Source organism: Paenibacillus sp. JJ1722, assembly GCF_048282685.1.
Lineage (GTDB): Bacteria > Bacillota > Bacilli > Paenibacillales > Paenibacillaceae > Paenibacillus > Paenibacillus polymyxa_B.
In genome coordinates this window covers 3,037,917-3,055,259 of record NZ_CP182500.1, presented here as the reverse complement: position 1 = coordinate 3,055,259, position 17,343 = coordinate 3,037,917, and the positions used below count along the sequence as shown (strand labels likewise).

At 40.4% G+C, this 17,343-nt stretch carries 1 protein-coding gene; it reads left to right on the top strand.

The annotated features are described in order from the left end of the window. Positions 1-19 precede the first annotated feature (19 nt). Entirely contained in the window at positions 20-17,338 is a 17,319-nt protein-coding gene (locus ACM1ND_RS13365; RefSeq protein WP_418027966.1) for a non-ribosomal peptide synthase/polyketide synthase, read from the top strand. Positions 17,339-17,343: the final 5 nt, after the last annotated feature.

Below are 17,343 nucleotides of genomic sequence, written 5' to 3'. Positions count from 1 at the left end.
AGAGAAGAGGGACGAAGTTATGGATAATTTGATGAAAAGAATAGAATCTCTTTCTCCAGAAAAAAGAAAGCTATTTGAGACGATGCTAAAAGAAAAAGGAAAAGATGTTTCAAAATATACGCCAAATGCCTTTTCTGGAATACCTTCTGCCAGAGAGCAGGAATTTTACCCTATGTCATCTGCCCAGAAAAGGCTGTATATACTAAACGAGCTTGAAGGAGCAGGTACTGCATATAACATGCCAGGCGTCGTACTGCTGGAAGGAAACATTGATGCAGTACGCTTCGAACAGGCATTCAAGGAGCTAGTAAAAAGACATGAGGCTCTGCGCACATCATTTCATATGGTTGAGGGTGAACCAGTACAAAAGGTTCATGATTACGTGGATTTCAGTATTACGTACCTGGAACTGGATGAAGAAAAAGCAGCAGAAATAGTCAAAGAATTCATAACGCCCTTTGATCTTAGCCAAGTTCCATTACTGAGAGTAGGACTTGTAAAAACGAACGAAGACAGGCGTGTTATGATGTTTGACATGCACCACATAGTATCAGATGGTATATCAGTCAATATACTTATGAGTGAGTTTTTGGATTTGTACCAAGGGAAGACCCTTTTGCCACTACGGATACAGTACAAGGATTTTTCTGTATGGCAGAAGGAGATGTTTGCCGGAGACTCAATAAAGAAGCAGGAAGAATACTGGCTCCAGACATTTAAGGGTGATATACCGGTACTGGATATGCCTACTGACTATCCAAGACCGGCGGTACAAAGTTTTGAAGGAGATGCTGTAAGCTTTGAAATAAACCCTGAACTTTCAGTCAAACTAAATAAGCTTGCAACAGATAATGGAGCTACCTTATACATGGTACTGATGGCTGCATATAACGTACTCCTGTCCAGATACACTGGACAGGAAGACATCATAGTTGGAAGTCCTGTAGCCGGAAGGCCCCATGCTGACCTGCAGGGTATCATTGGTATGTTTATAAATACCTTGGCCATAAGGAACTATCCTGAGGGAGAAAAGACCTTCGTCCAATTCTTGCAGGAAGTAAGGGAAAATGCGTTTTTGGCTTTTGAAAATCAGAACTACCAGTTTGAAGAACTTGTAGAAAAACTTAATCTCATGAGGGACATGAGCAGGAATCCTCTTTTTGACACTATGTTTGCACTGCGCACTTCAAACAAGACAGAATTTGCAGCATCGGGTATAAACTTCAAACAATACAACAACTGGCTGGAAGGCAGAAAGGCAAAATTTGACCTTATGCTTGAAGTGGTAGAGGGTCAAGAAGGTATAACATTTAACCTTGAATATTGTACCAGGCTGTTTAAGAAGGAGACAATAAAAAGGTTTGGAACCCATTACATTACCGTTCTTGAAGAGATAACGGCATGCCCTGAAAAAAGGTTGTGGGAAATTGATGTACTGTTACAGGAAGAAAAACAGCAAATCCTATATACCTTTAACGCTACAGAGGCACAGTATCCTAAAAACAAGACTATCCATCAGCTTTTTGAAGAGCAGGCAGAGAAGAACCCTGATCATGTAGCTGTGGTATTTGAGGGTAAAAAGCTTACATTTAGTGAACTCAATAAAAAATCAAATGGGTTGGCCCATGTATTAAGGGCTAAAGGAGTCAAACCGGACAGTATCGTAGGTATTCTGGCAGAACGCTCACTTGAGATGATAGTAGCAATCCTAGGGGTATTAAAAGCAGGAGGGGCATATCTTCCCATAGATCCAGATTATCCTGAGGAAAGAATAAGTCATATGCTGGAAGACAGCCGGGCAGTGATCCTGTTGACCCAATCACATTTTATAGACAAATATACATCAATAGGTACAGTAATAAATTTAGAAGATGAGCAGGAATATTCAGATGAACAATATAACTTATCGGAGGTAAATAAACCTTCCGATCTAGCTTACTTAATATATACCTCAGGCTCTACAGGTAAACCCAAAGGGGCAATGATAGAGCATAGAAACATAGTAAGGCTGTTATTTAACAGTAAAATGCAGTTTGATTTTAACGAAAATGATGTATGGACTATGTTTCATTCTATGAGTTTCGATTTTTCCGTATGGGAGATGTACGGGGCGTTGTTATATGGGGGCAGATTGGTGGTAGTTCCTAAAATGACAGCACGCAGCAATGTAGAGTATCTGAGACTTCTAAGGAATGAGAAGGTGACCGTATTAAATCAGACACCTTCAGCCTTCTATAATATAGCCAATGAAGAAGTATCATATGAAGAAAAAGAACTTAAGATAAGATATGTCATATTCGGAGGGGAAGCATTAAAGCCTGCATTGTTGAAGGAATGGAGAAAGAAGTACCCGCAGACTAGACTCATCAATATGTATGGAATAACCGAGACAACAGTGCATGTCACATATAAAGAGATAGAAGAGGAAGAAATTAGATCTAATGTGAGCAGCATAGGAAGGCCTATACCAACCCTTACAACATATGTAATGGATAAGAACATGAAAGTTGTTCCCATTGGAGTAGCCGGAGAGCTTTGTGTAGGAGGAGACGGAGTTTGCAGAGGATATCTTGGAAGACCGGAGCTTACAAAGGAAAAGTTCGTTCAAAATCCGTACAAGCCGGAAGAGAGGTTATATAGATCTGGAGACCTGGTCCGGTTATTATCTGATGGAGAAATGGAATACCTGGGTAGAATAGACCACCAGGTAAAGATAAGAGGCTTTAGGATAGAGCTTGGTGAAATAGAAGCACAACTGCTAAAGCATCCTTCAATTGAGGAATCTTTGGTGATTGCAAAGGAAGACCATCAGGGCAGTAAATACCTGTGTGCATATATAGCGGGAGAAAATGAGCTGACAATATCAGAACTAAGGGAGCATCTCTTAAAAGAACTGCCCGAATACATGGTACCATCATACTTTGTGCAGCTTGAAAAAATGCCATTGACAGCTAATGGCAAGATAGACAGGAAGGCATTGCCTGAACCCGAAGGTAATATAAATACGGGAATAGAGTATGAAGCGCCTATAGGCGAATTTGAAGAGAAGCTTGCACTGATTTGGCAAGACATCCTTGGAATTAAGAAGATAGGAAGAAATGACAACTTCTTTATGTTAGGTGGACACTCTTTAAAGGCTACAAGCCTTGTAGCGAGAATTCACAAAGAGTTCAATATAGACATGCCTCTTAAGGAAATATTTAAGGCTCCAATTATAGCGGAAATAGCAAGGTATATGAAGGAAGCAAAGGAGAGTATATATCAATCCATCCAAACTGCTAAAGAGATGGAATACTACCCTATGTCATCAGCCCAAAGAAGGCTGTATATATTAAATCAGTTTGAAGGAGCAGGGACAGCATACAATATGCCAGGCAGCTTGCTGGTTGAAGGCAGTATTGATCTGGAGCTTTTTCAGAAGACCTTCCAACAGCTTATAAATAGGCATGAGACCCTTCGAACATCTTTCCATTTCATAGAGGGTGAACCCGTCCAGAAGATCAATGATCCTGTGGGTTTTAGTGTAGTGTATCTAGAATCTGACGAAGAAAAAGTGGGGGAAATCGTAAAAGAATTTATAAAGCCGTTTGATCTTGGAATTGCTCCGCTGCTAAGAGTAGGCCTTGTGAAAACGGGAAAAGACAAGCATGTCATGATGTTTGACATGCACCATATCATATCTGACGGTACGTCCATGGATATACTGGTACATGAGTTCATGGATATGTATGGAGGAAATAACCCTTCTTCCCTCCGTATACAGTACAAGGACTATTCTGTTTGGCAGAAGGAACTATTTGCTGGGGACAAAATAAAGAAGCAGGAGGAATACTGGCTCCAGGAATTTAATGGAGAAATTCCTGTGCTGAATATGCCAGTAGATTACCAAAGGCCTGCGGTTCAAAGCTTTGACGGAGGTTTTATCCGTTTTGAAGCAGGCAGTGAGCTTACGGGAAAACTTATTAAGCTTGCAAGGGATAATGGGGCTACTCTTTACATGACATTGCTTGCTTCATACAACATACTGCTGTCTAAGTATACGGGGCAGGAAGATATTATAGTGGGAAGCCCTATAGCTGGAAGACCTCATACAGATTTACAAGACATAATAGGTATGTTTGTAAATACTTTAGCCATGAGGAACTATCCCCAGGGAGAAAAGACCTTTGCTGAGTTTCTAAAGGAAGTAAGGGAAAACTCTATAAGGGCTTATGAAAATCAGGACTACCAGTTTGAAGAACTGGTGGAAAAGCTTAATGTAAAGAGGGATATGAGCAGGAATCCTCTTTTTGATACTATGTTTGTATTGCAAAATACCGGCTCATCAGAATTGAAGATAGATAGGCTTAAGTTTATACCCTATACAAATGAATTTAGAATATCCAAATTTGACTTGACATTAAATGCTCGGGAAACCCAGGAAGGTATTGCATTTGATTTGGAATATGCCACAAGGCTGTTCAAGAAAGAGACTGTAGAAAGGTTTGCAGCCCATTACCTTAATGTTCTGGAAGAGATAACGGTTTATCCTGGAAAAAGGTTGTCAGAAATTGATATGCTTTCACAGGAAGAAAAGCAGAAAATACTATATGACTTTAACGATACAAAGGTCCGGTATCCTAAGGATAAGACTATACATCAACTGTTTGAAGAGCAGGTAGAAAAGACACCCAATAATATTGCTGTAGTGTTTGAAGATAAACAGCTGACTTATAAGGAAGTAAACGAAAAGGCAAACCAACTGGCCAGAAAATTAAGAGAAAAGGGAATAAAACCTGATAGTGTAGTGGGAATTATGGTAGAACGTTCCCCGGAAATGATCATAGGGATCATGGCTGTCCTAAAAGCTGGGGGGGCTTATTTACCCATAGCTCCTGAATACCCTGAAGACAGGATCCAGTTTATGCTTGATGACAGTGGCAGCCAAATTATTCTGATACAGGATAAATTTATAAATGCTAAAGGTAGTTACAGAAATGCTGAATTTATTAGCATAGAAAATCAGGAACTATTTACTGGGGATGTATCAAATCCAAAGTTAATTAGTAAACCTGAAAACTTGGCTTATGTAATATATACATCCGGTTCTACCGGCAAACCCAAAGGGGTAATGATAGAGAACTACTCCGTAATCAACCGGATCAACTGGATGCAGAAGCAATACCCGATAGCTGAAGGTGATGTGATCCTGCAGAAAACTCCCTATACCTTTGACGTATCGGTATGGGAATTATTGTGGTGGAGCTTTACTGGGGCCAAAGTCTGCCTGCTGATACCGGGAGGAGAAAAAAATCCGGAAGAAATCGTGAAGGCAATCGAAAAAAATAAAGTTACCACAATGCACTTTGTACCATCCATGTTGAGTGTATTTTTAGAGTATGTAGAGGAAAAGGGGATAATAGAGGAAATAGCAAGCTTAAAGCAGGTATTTGCCAGTGGAGAAGCACTGAACCTGAAGCAAGTAGAAAAGTTCAACAAGCTGCTGTACAAAGAAAAAGGAACAAGCCTGCATAACCTGTACGGACCAACAGAAGCAACAGTAGATGTATCCTACTTTGGCTGCTCTACGGAAGAAGAATTGGAGCTTGTACCTATAGGAAAGCCCATAGATAACATTAAGTTGTATGTTGTCAGTAAGGAAAAGGGCCTGCAGCCGATAGGAGTAGCGGGAGAACTATGCATAGCAGGGGATGGACTGGCAAGAGGGTACTTGAACAGACCGGAACTTACAGAAGAAAAATTCGCAGCAAACCCATTCGCACCGGGTGAAAGGATGTACAGGACAGGTGACCTGGCAAGGTGGCTGCCTGACGGCAACCTAGAATATCTGGGCAGGATCGACCATCAGGTAAAGATAAGAGGCTACAGGATAGAACTGGGTGAAATAGAGAACCGGTTATTAAAGCATGAAGCAATAAAAGAAGCGGTGGTATTGGACAAAGAAGGAGCTGACGGAAATAAGTATCTTTGTGGATACGTCGTACCGGATCAAGAAATAACCGTACAGGGGATGAGGGAACACTTGTCAAAAGAGCTCCCGGACTACATGATCCCTTCCTACTTTGTGCGGATGGAAAAGCTGCCATTGACCCCTAATGGAAAAATAGACAGGAAAGCATTGCCTGTGCTCGATAGCAATGTTAATACCGGCGTAGAATACGTAGTACCTTCGGGAGAAATAGAGGAGAAACTTGCGCTGTTGTGGCGGGATATCCTTGGAATAGAGAAGGTAGGAAGAAATGATAACTTTTTTATGCTTGGGGGACACTCGTTAAAGGCAACAAGCCTTGTAGCAAGAATTCACAAAGAGTTCAATATAGACATACCTCTTAAGGAAATATTCAAGACACCAACCATCTTAGAAATTGCCAGATATATTAAAGACTCAAAGGAGAGCCTATATCAGTCAATCCAACCGGCAGGAGAAATGGAATACTACCCTATGTCATCTGCACAAAGAAGGCTGTATATACTAAACCAGCTTGAAGGGGCAGGGACAGCATACAACATGCCTGGTATTATGCTGCTGGAAGGAAGCATTGATACAGCGCGTTTCCAGGAAGTCTTCAGGCAGTTGGTAAAAAGGCATGAGACTCTTAGAACATCGTTCCACATGATCGATGGTAACCCGGTCCAGAAGGTTCATGACCATGTGGAATTCAGCGTGATGTACTTTGAAACTAACGAAGAAAAAGCCGCAGAGTATGCTGGGGAATTTGCCAGACCTTTTGATCTTGGCAAGGCTCCTCTGCTAAGGGTAGAGCTTGTAAAAACGGGAGAAGACAGGCATCTTATGATGTTTGATATGCATCACATTATATCCGATGGTGTCTCCATGGACATACTGATTCGTGAGTTTATGGATCTTTATGAAGGAAACAACCCTCCAGCACTTCGGATACAGTACAAGGACTACGCTGTATGGCAGAATAAACTGTTTGATGAGGGCGGAATTAGCAGCCAGGAGGAATACTGGCTCCAAGCATTCCAGGGAGAAATACCTGTACTGAATATGCCGCTAGACTATCCAAGGCCTGTAATACAAAGCTTTGAAGGGGATTTTTTTAGCTTTGAAGCAGGCAGTGAGCTTACGAATAAATTAAACAAGCTTGCAAGGGATAATGGGGCTACGCTTTACATGACACTGCTCGCGGCATACAACATATTGCTGTCTAAGCACACCGGACAGGAAGACATAATCGTTGGAAGCCCTATAGCCGGAAGGCCACATTCAGACCTGCAGGATATCCTTGGTATGTTTGTAAATACCTTGGCTATGAGAAATTACCCCAAGGGAGATAGTACCTTTGTAGAATTCTTGAATGAAGTAAGAGAAAACGCTCTAAGGGCTTATGACAATCAGGATTACCAATTTGAAGAACTGGTTGAGAAGCTTAACTTGAAGAGGGACATGAGCAGAAACCCACTGTTTGATACTATGTTTACCATGCAAAATGCCTCTAAGGTAGAATTTGCAGTACCTGGTATAAGCTTCAGACCTTTTAATAACGGGCTAGAGTATAGAATATCAAAATTTGACCTATCCATTGATGCAATAGAGCGTGAAGATGGTATGGCTTTTAGCTTTGAATATTGTACTCGGCTTTTCAAAAAAGAGACTATAAAAAGGTTGGCGGCTCATTACCTTAACGTGTTGGAAGAGATAACCGCAAATCCGTTTAAAAGGTTGTCGGAAATAAATATGTTGTCCCAGGAGGAAAAACAGCAAATAATCTATGGCTTCAATGATACAAAAGTAGAATATCCTAAGGATAAGACCATACAAGAGCTATTTGAAGAACAAGTGGAAAAGACGCCTGATAACATAGCAGTAGTATTTGAAGATAAATACTTGACTTACGGAGAACTTAATGAAAAGGCCAATCAACTGGCTTGGATCTTAAGGGACAAGGGATTAAAACCTGACAGTGTAGTAGCTATAATGGTAGACCGGTCCATAGAAATGATAATAGGTGTAATTGCTGTATTTAAAGCAGGAGGCGCGTATTTACCCATAGACACCGAATATCCTGAAGAACGAATCAGATATATGATCGATGACAGCTTGGCTGGAATTATTCTTACGCAAGAACATCATAAAGAAAAAATTAAATTTGATCTTGATATTATAAGCTTTGATGACTGTGTGAATTACAACGGGAGAACAGAAAATCTTCCTGTCATTAATAAATCTTGTAATTTAGCATATGTCATTTATACATCAGGAACCACAGGAAAGCCAAAGGGGATCATGATAGAGCATAGAAGTCTTGTCAACATATCTTACGCATGGAAAAAGGAATATAGGCTTGCGGATATGGATGTAAAGCTGTTGCAAATCGCAAGTTTTTCTTTTGATGTATTTGTGGGAGATGTTTCGAGAACGCTGCTCAACGGAGGCCAAATGGTTATTTGTTCATCCGAGGAGAGATACGATCCTGCACGATTATATTCACTTATTAAAACCCATAAAATAACCATCTTTGAATCCACACCGGCACTGATTATTCCTCTTATGGATTATATCCATGATAATGCTTTGATTATTGATAGCCTCAAGTTGCTTATACTTGGATCAGATACTCTCTCTGTGGAAGATTATGAAAGATTACAATCCTGGTATGGAGAGAAACTGCGGGTTGTTAATAGCTATGGGGTTACTGAGTCCACCATAGATTCCAGTTATTACGAAAAGAGACTGGGAAGCTATTTGGAATCCGGGAGTGTACCTATCGGAAAGCCAATGCAAAATATAAAATACTACGTTGTTGACAAACACTTGAGACCTCAGCCTACAGGGGTTTTGGGTGAGTTGTGCATAGGGGGAGAAGGGCTTGCAAGGGGATATCTAAACCGGCCCGAACTGACAGCTGAAAAATTTGTACCTAACCCGTTTATATCAGGGGAAAGGATGTATCGTACAGGGGATCTGGCCAGATGGCTGTCTGATGGGAATATGGAATTTTTAGGAAGAGTAGATCATCAGGTAAAGATAAGGGGATTTAGAATAGAGCTGGGGGAAATAGAAGCACAACTGCTAAAGCACGTTTCAATAAAGGAAGCAGTGGTTATTGCAAGGGAAGATCAGAAGGGAAACAAGTATCTGTGTGCCTATGTGGCAGGGGAAAATGAATTAACAATAGCAGAACTAAGGGGACATCTCTTAAAGGACCTTCCAGACTATATGATACCATCCTATTTTATGCAGTTAAAAAAGCTGCCGCTGACTCCCAATGGCAAAATAGATAGGAAGGCATTGCCCGAACCTGACGGCAATATCGATGCTGGAATAGAGTATGTCGCACCCTTGGGTGAAGTGGAGGAGAAACTTGCGGGGTTGTGGCAGGATATCCTTAGTATAGAGAAAGTGGGAAGAAACGACAATTTCTTTGAGCTGGGGGGACATTCCTTAAGGGCAGCAAATCTTATTGCCAGGATTCACAAAGAGTTCAATGTAAACATACCGCTTAAAGAAATATTTAAGAGCCCAAATATGTCTGAAGTTGCCGAGTGCATCAAGATTGCAAAGGAGAGTGTATTTCATTCTATTGGGCCGGCTGGGGAGATGGAGTACTATCCAATTTCATCCGCCCAGAAAAGGCTGTATATTCTAAACCAGCTTGACGCAGTTGGGATGGCATACAACATGCCTGGTATTATGCTAATTGAAGGCAAACTCGATAAACTGCGCTTTGAACAGGCTTTTAGGGAGCTTGTTGACAGACATGAGTCTTTCCGTACCTCATTCCATATGATAGATGGTAAACCGGTACAAAAGGTCCATAGCAATGTGGATTTTAGTGTTATGTATATGGAAACCGATGAGGAAAGAGCTGCGAAAATAGCCAGTGAATTTATTAGGACCTTTGACCTTGATGAGGCTCCTTTACTTAGGGTTGGGCTTATAAAAGTTGGAGAAGACAGATATATTATGATGTCTGATAAGCACCATATTATATCTGACGGGGTGTCTGACGACATACTGGTAAGAGAATTTATGAGCCTGTATGAAGGTAAGGAACTTCCGGAACTTAAGATTCAGTACAAGGATTTTTCCGTATGGCAGAACAGGCTGTTTGCTGATGGGACAATTAGTAAGCAGGAAGAATACTGGCTCCAAGTATTCAAAGGAGAAATTCCTTTGCTTAATATGCCGCTAGACTACCCTAGGCCAGCTATACAGAGTTTTGAGGGAGATGTGATCAGTTTCAAAGCAGGCAAGGAGCTTGCTGTTAAACTGAACAAACTTGCAGTGAATAATGGTGCCACGCTCTACATGGTACTTTTAGCTTCATACAATGTCCTTTTATCCAAGTACACCGGACAGGAAGATATTATAGTTGGAAGTCCCGTTGCAGGAAGGCCGCATACTGATCTTCAGGACGTTATTGGTATGTTTGTAAACACGCTAGCCATGAGGAATCACCCTCAAGGTGGAAAGACTTTTGTGGACTTCCTTAATGAAGTAAGAGAAAACTCCTTAAGGGCTTACGAAAACCAAGATTACCAATTTGAAGAACTGGTAGATAAGCTTAACCTGGAAAGGGATCTGGGCAGAAATCCACTTTTCGATACTATGTTTGTACTGCAAAATATCGAGGCATCAGAAGTGAAGATGGATGGGCTAAGGTTTATGCCCTATGACAGTGAAGTAAGAATATCCAAGTTTGACTTGACTTTAAACGCTGAGGAAACAGAGGACGGTATTGCATTTGAATTGGAGTATGCTACCAGGTTGTTTAAGAAAGAGTCAGTTATAAGGCTTATTGCCCATTACCTTAATGTATTGGAAGAGGCAGCAGCCTTTCCTGAAAAAAGGCTATTAGAAATTGATATGCTGTCACAAGACGAAAAACATCAAATATTATATGAATTTAATAATACAAAAGCAGGATACCCTCGGGAAAAGACCATCCATCAGATTTTTGAGGAACAGGTGGAACGGACACCCAATAATATTGCTGTAGTGTTTGAAGATAAACAGCTGACTTATAGGGAGCTAAACGAAAAGGCAAACCAACTGGCCAGAAAATTAAGAGAAAAGGGAATAAAACCTGATAGTGTAGTGGGAATTATGGTAGAACGTTCCCCGGAAATGATCATAGGGATCATGGCTGTCCTAAAAGCTGGGGGGGCTTATTTACCCATAGCTCCTGAATACCCTGAAGACAGGATCCAGTTTATGCTTGATGACAGTGGCAGCCAAATTATTCTGATACAGGATAAATTTATAAATGCTAAAGGTAGTTACAGAAATGCTGAATTTATTAGCATAGAAAATCAGGAACTATTTACTGGGGATGTATCAAATCCAAAGTTAATTAGTAAACCTGAAAACTTGGCTTATGTAATATATACATCCGGTTCTACCGGCAAACCCAAAGGGGTAATGATAGAGAACTACTCCGTAATCAACCGGATCAACTGGATGCAGAAGCAATACCCGATAGCTGAAGGTGATGTGATCCTGCAGAAAACTCCCTATACCTTTGACGTATCGGTATGGGAATTATTGTGGTGGAGCTTTACTGGGGCCAAAGTCTGCCTGCTGATACCGGGAGGAGAAAAAAATCCGGAAGAAATCGTGAAGGCAATCGAAAAAAATAAAGTTACCACAATGCACTTTGTACCATCCATGTTGAGTGTATTTTTAGAGTATGTAGAGGAAAAGGGGATAATAGAGGAAATAGCAAGCTTAAAGCAGGTATTTGCCAGTGGAGAAGCACTGAACCTGAAGCAAGTAGAAAAGTTCAACAAGCTGCTGTACAAAGAAAAAGGAACAAGCCTGCATAACCTGTACGGACCAACAGAAGCAACAGTAGATGTATCCTACTTTGGCTGCTCCACGGAAGAAGAATTGGAGCTTGTACCAATAGGAAAGCCCATAGATAACATTAAGTTATATGTTGTGAGTAAGGAAAAGGGCCTGCAGCCGATAGGAGTAGCGGGAGAACTATGTATAGCAGGGGATGGACTGGCAAGAGGGTACTTGAACAGACCGGAACTTACAGAAGAAAAATTCGCAGCAAACCCATTCGCACCGGGTGAAAGGATGTACAGGACAGGTGACCTGGCAAGGTGGCTGCCTGACGGCAACCTAGAATACCTGGGCAGGATCGACCATCAGGTAAAGATAAGAGGCTACAGGATAGAACTGGGTGAAATAGAGAACTGGTTATTAAAGCATGAAACAATAAAAGAAGCAGTGGTATTGGACAAAGAAGGAGCTGACGGAAATAAGTATCTTTGTGCGTACGTCGTACCGGATCAAGAAATAACCGTACAGGGGATGAGGGAACACTTGTCAAAAGAGCTCCCGGACTACATGATCCCTTCTTACTTTATGCAGATGGAAAAGCTGCCATTGACCCCTAATGGAAAAATAGACAGGAAAGCATTGCCCGAGCCTGACGGAAGTATGAGTACGGGAACAGAATATGTAGCGCCGCGGAATGAAGTGGAAGAGAAACTGGTTGAAATATGGCAGGAAGTGCTTGGAGCAAAACAGGTAGGAATAAGGGACAACTTCTTTAAAATAGGCGGAGATTCTATACGTGCAATATCATTAGTCAGCACAATATGCAAAAAGTTGGATATAAACATCCAAATCAGGGATATATACATGAATCCTGATATTGAGAGATTGTCTGCATTCTTAAAAGTAAAAGATACGGAAGCTTTTAACAGTAAGATGGGTAAAGCAAGGGAAGAACTGGAGTTATTTAAACAGCGAATATTGATGAATGAAACTCTCTCAGAAAAGTTACCTTCGGACATGGAAGATATATATCCGATGAGTCACATAGAGCTGGGTATGATTTATCATTCCAAAAAAGACTATGAAAATGCAGTTTATCATGACCAATTTGCATTTCATCTGAATGACAAAGACTTTGATTTCCCAGCATTTAAAGAAGCGATGCTTCTAATGACGTCAAAACATGATATTTTAAGGACGGTTTTTAATTTAGAGGATTTTGAAACTCCTGTGCAAATTGTTTACAAGGGCAGTAGTCTTGATATTGAGCAGATAGATATCATGAATTTTAGCAGGACAGGGCAGGTTGAGTATATAAACAAATATTTGGAAAATGACAGAGCGAATCCGTTTGATATATCAAAGCCCCTTTGGAGGATAAGAATATTCAAACTTGACGCAAACCATATTTGTCTGGTTCTGATATTCCACCATGCTATCCTGGATGGCTGGAGTGTTGCTTCATTGATTACGGAAGTTTCAAACCTATACTCTAAGCTTAAGCAAGAAAAAGATTATATACCAACACGGCTTAAATGCAGCTATAAAGATTATATAGCAGACCAAATGACAATTAAGGACAACCAGGAAGTAATTAATTATTGGAGAGAGGAATTAAGTGAATATAAAAGGTTGAATATGCCTGCAAATATTCATGGAAAAACAAAAAAATCTTATAAAGTAGACCATGTAACACGCCATTTAAGTCAGGAATTTTTAGGTGATTTAAGAAGTACTGCCAGAAGATATGATGTAAGCTTAAAGACACTTTGCTTTGCTGCATACACTTATATGCTCAATATGCTTTCATACGAGGATGACTTTGTCGTAGGTTTGGTAGAAAATAACAGACCTGTATGCGAAGATGGAGATAAGATGCTGGGGTGCTTCTTAAATACGGTTCCCGTCAAAATGTGTTTTGATAAAATCGATATATGGGAGGAATTGATAAAAGTTGCAGAAAAGAAATTAATAAACTTAAAGCTTTATGGAAGACTGCCTTTATTTGAGATCATAAATATCCTGGGCGGAAAAGAAAACAAAGAGGAAAATCCTTTATTTGATACCATATTCAATTATGTGGATTTTCATATATATAACGAGATAATAAACAAAGAAATCGGTGATGTTAAAGATAGAATTTCAGTTGATGAATATGAAGCAACCAATACAAGTCTTGACTTTACAGTAAGTAATACATTCGATGATCTTAATATAAGCTTGATCTACTCGGACAAAGTATTGGAAAGAAAACAGGCAGAAGAGTGTATAGACTATTTTATTAATATTTTAAATATGTTTATCCATAACCCCAAAGGGTCAGTTGACAAGCTTATTATATTAAGTCATGAAGAAAGAAAGCAGTTGCTGATAGACTTTAATGATACTAAGAAAGACTATCCGCAGGACAAAACCATACATGAGCTGTTTGCTGAGCAGGTGGAAAGGACACCTGACAACATAGCTGTGGTATATGAAGACAAGCACTTGACTTACAGGGAATTGAACGGAAAGGCAAATCATTTGGCCAGAGTATTGAGGAACAAAGGGGTAAAGCCTGACCGTATTGTAGGAATTATGGCCGAACGTTCATTTGAGATGATTGTGGGGATATTTGCCATATTGAAAGCTGGAGGGGCGTATCTGCCGATAGATCCTAATTATCCTGATACAAGGATAAAGTATTTGTTGGACGATAGTGGTTCCCAGATCCTTTTGACCTCCAGGACCTTTATGGAAAATAAGCAGATTGATGCGGATATTATATATCTGGAGGAAGAATATTTAAATGAAGAGAACTCAAAGCTTGAAAATGTAAACAAACCCTCGGACCTTGCGTACGTCATTTATACATCAGGTTCGACAGGGAAGCCCAAAGGTGGAATGATTGAGCATACTAGCGTTGTAAACATAATTACAGCCCTCCAGGCCATGTATCCGCTTAAAGCGGAAGACGCTTTTCTATTTAAAACAACTTATACCTTTGACGTATCCGTAGCTGAGATATTTGGCTGGTTCCTCAACGGAGGAAAGCTTGTAATATCACGCCAAGGTGTGGAAAAGGAAGCTATGGAGTTAGTAGAGGTAATAAACAAGCATAAGATAACCCATGTAAACTTTGTACCATCAATGCTGAATATAATGGTACATACTTTAAAAGATAATGGTATAAAACTGCCATCAACTCTCAGGTATATTTTTGCTGCTGGAGAAGCGCTGCCCAAAAAGCTTGTCCATGAGCTTTTCGATGTCTCAGAGAACACATCTCTGGAAAATATCTATGGGCCTACAGAGTCCACGATATATGCAGCGGGTTACAGTATAACAAAGAAAATAGCAGAAGAACTTATAACAGTACCTATAGGGAAAGCTTTACAGAATGTATACCTTTATATACTGGACAAGCACAACCAATTAACTCCTGTAGGAGTGGCCGGTGAACTTGTGATAGGTGGAAGCGGTCTTGCAAGGGGCTATTTGAATAGACCTGAACTGACAGCAGAAAAATTTGTACCTAACCCGTTTATTCCCGGCGAAAAAGTGTACCGCACAGGGGACTTAGTAAGGCGGCTTCCTGATGGGAACATCGAATTCATGGGCAGGATCGACCACCAGGTAAAGATAAGAGGCTTTAGAATAGAGCTTGGAGAAATTGAAGCACATCTGGTGAAGCACACTGCTATTAAGGAAGCAGTGGTTATTGCAAAGGAAGAGCAGCAAGGGAAGAAGTACCTGTGTGCATATATTGTAGGGGAAAATGAATTGACCATTTCCGAGCTAAGGGAGCATCTCTTAAACGAACTACCTGACTACATGGTACCAGCATATTTCATGCAGCTGGAACAGCTGCCATTTAATGCCAACGGTAAAATTGATCGGAAAGCATTGCCTGAACCACAGGGGAATATTAATACCGGAGTAGAGCATGTAGTTCCTAGAAACGAAAGAGAAGAAATACTGGCCAAAGTATGGGAAGACGTACTAAAAACTGAAAACATCGGGGTAAAAGATAATTTCTTCAGCCTTGGAGGAGACTCAATAAAAGCCATACAGGTAATGTCGCGTCTTAACGTCCATGGGCTAAAGCTTGAAATGCGGGACTTATTCAAACATCCTGTAATTGAGGAACTCGTCGAATATATACAATCTACAAGCCGAAGAATTCATCAAGGCCCGGTAGAAGGCATAGTACCGATAACACCTATACAAAGATGGTTGTATAAACAAGACAGCAAGGATATCCATCATTTTAATCAGGAAATAATGATATATGGGCGTAACGGATTTGAAGAAGCTATTATTCGAAAAGTATTGTCAAAGCTTGTAGAGCACCACGATATTTTTAGAACAGTGGTAAAAATAGAGGATCAAAATATACTCCAATACAACAAAAACCTTGAAGGTGAACATTTTTCATTGGAAATTGTAGACCTTAGGGACAGCTATAATTACCGGGAAAAAATAGAGCTGGAAGCGTCGAGGATTCAGAGGAGCATGGACTTGTATAACGGTCCTTTAGTTAAGGTTGGTCTGTTTAAGACTAAAGAAGGGGACCACCTGCTAATAGCTATTCACCACCTTGTAGTTGATGGGGTATCGTGGAGAATCATACTGGAAGATTTGGACATAGGATACAGACAGGCGCTAAACAATGATGAAATAAAATTCAGCAACAAGACCGACTCTTTCAAAGATTGGGCACAGAGGCTTGATGAGTATGCCAATAGCCCTGAACTATTAAAAGAAATAAATTACTGGACCAATTTGGAAAAAACTGAAACAATACCGCTTCCAAAAGACCGAGAGATTGAAGAAAGAAGGTATATGAATAACAATAGCGTCAAGATCGAGCTGAGTATTGAAGAGACTGAGAAGATGCTAAAGCGGGTAAACCATGCTTATAACACAGAAGTAAACGACATATTGCTTACCGCCTTGGGATTAGCAGTGAGGGAATGGACCGGAAATGATAAGGTTCTGATCAGTCTGGAGGGGCACGGCAGGGAGGAAATCATTAAAGACATTGACATAAGCAGGACCGTGGGATGGTTCACCACCCAGTATCCCGTGGTGTTAGATGTCAGCGGACAACTCGATATTTCCCGCATGATCAAATCGGTAAAAGAAAACATCAGGCAGATACCTAACAAAGGGATAGGTTACGGCATACTAAAATATCTTACCTTGCCGGAAAACAAAGCCGATTTAAACTTTAATCTAAACCCTGAAATAAGCTTCAATTACCTCGGTCAATTCAACCAGGATAATGTAGACAATTTATTTGGAGTGTCTGATATTCCTGCCGGAGAGTCTACAGGACCAAACTATAAAAGTGAGTATTGTATTGATATTAACGGCGGAACTGTAGAAGGCGGGAAGCTGGAATTAAACTTTAGCTACAACCAGGGCGAGTATGAGAAGAGTACTATTGAAGGGGTAGCGGTGAGTTTTAAAAAGCATTTAGTAAACATAATAACCCATTGTGCAGAAATGGACTATTCAGAAGCTACACTCAGTGATTTTACAGTAGACGATCTGAATATGGATGAGTTTGAAGACGTATTGAATAACTTCGAATAAAAAGA

Excerpts from the sequence above, each read along its gene's own strand:
- ACM1ND_RS13365 (WP_418027966.1), top strand. The coding sequence starts at position 20 with ATGGATAATTTGATGAAAAGAATAGAATCTCTTTCTCCAGAAAAAAGA.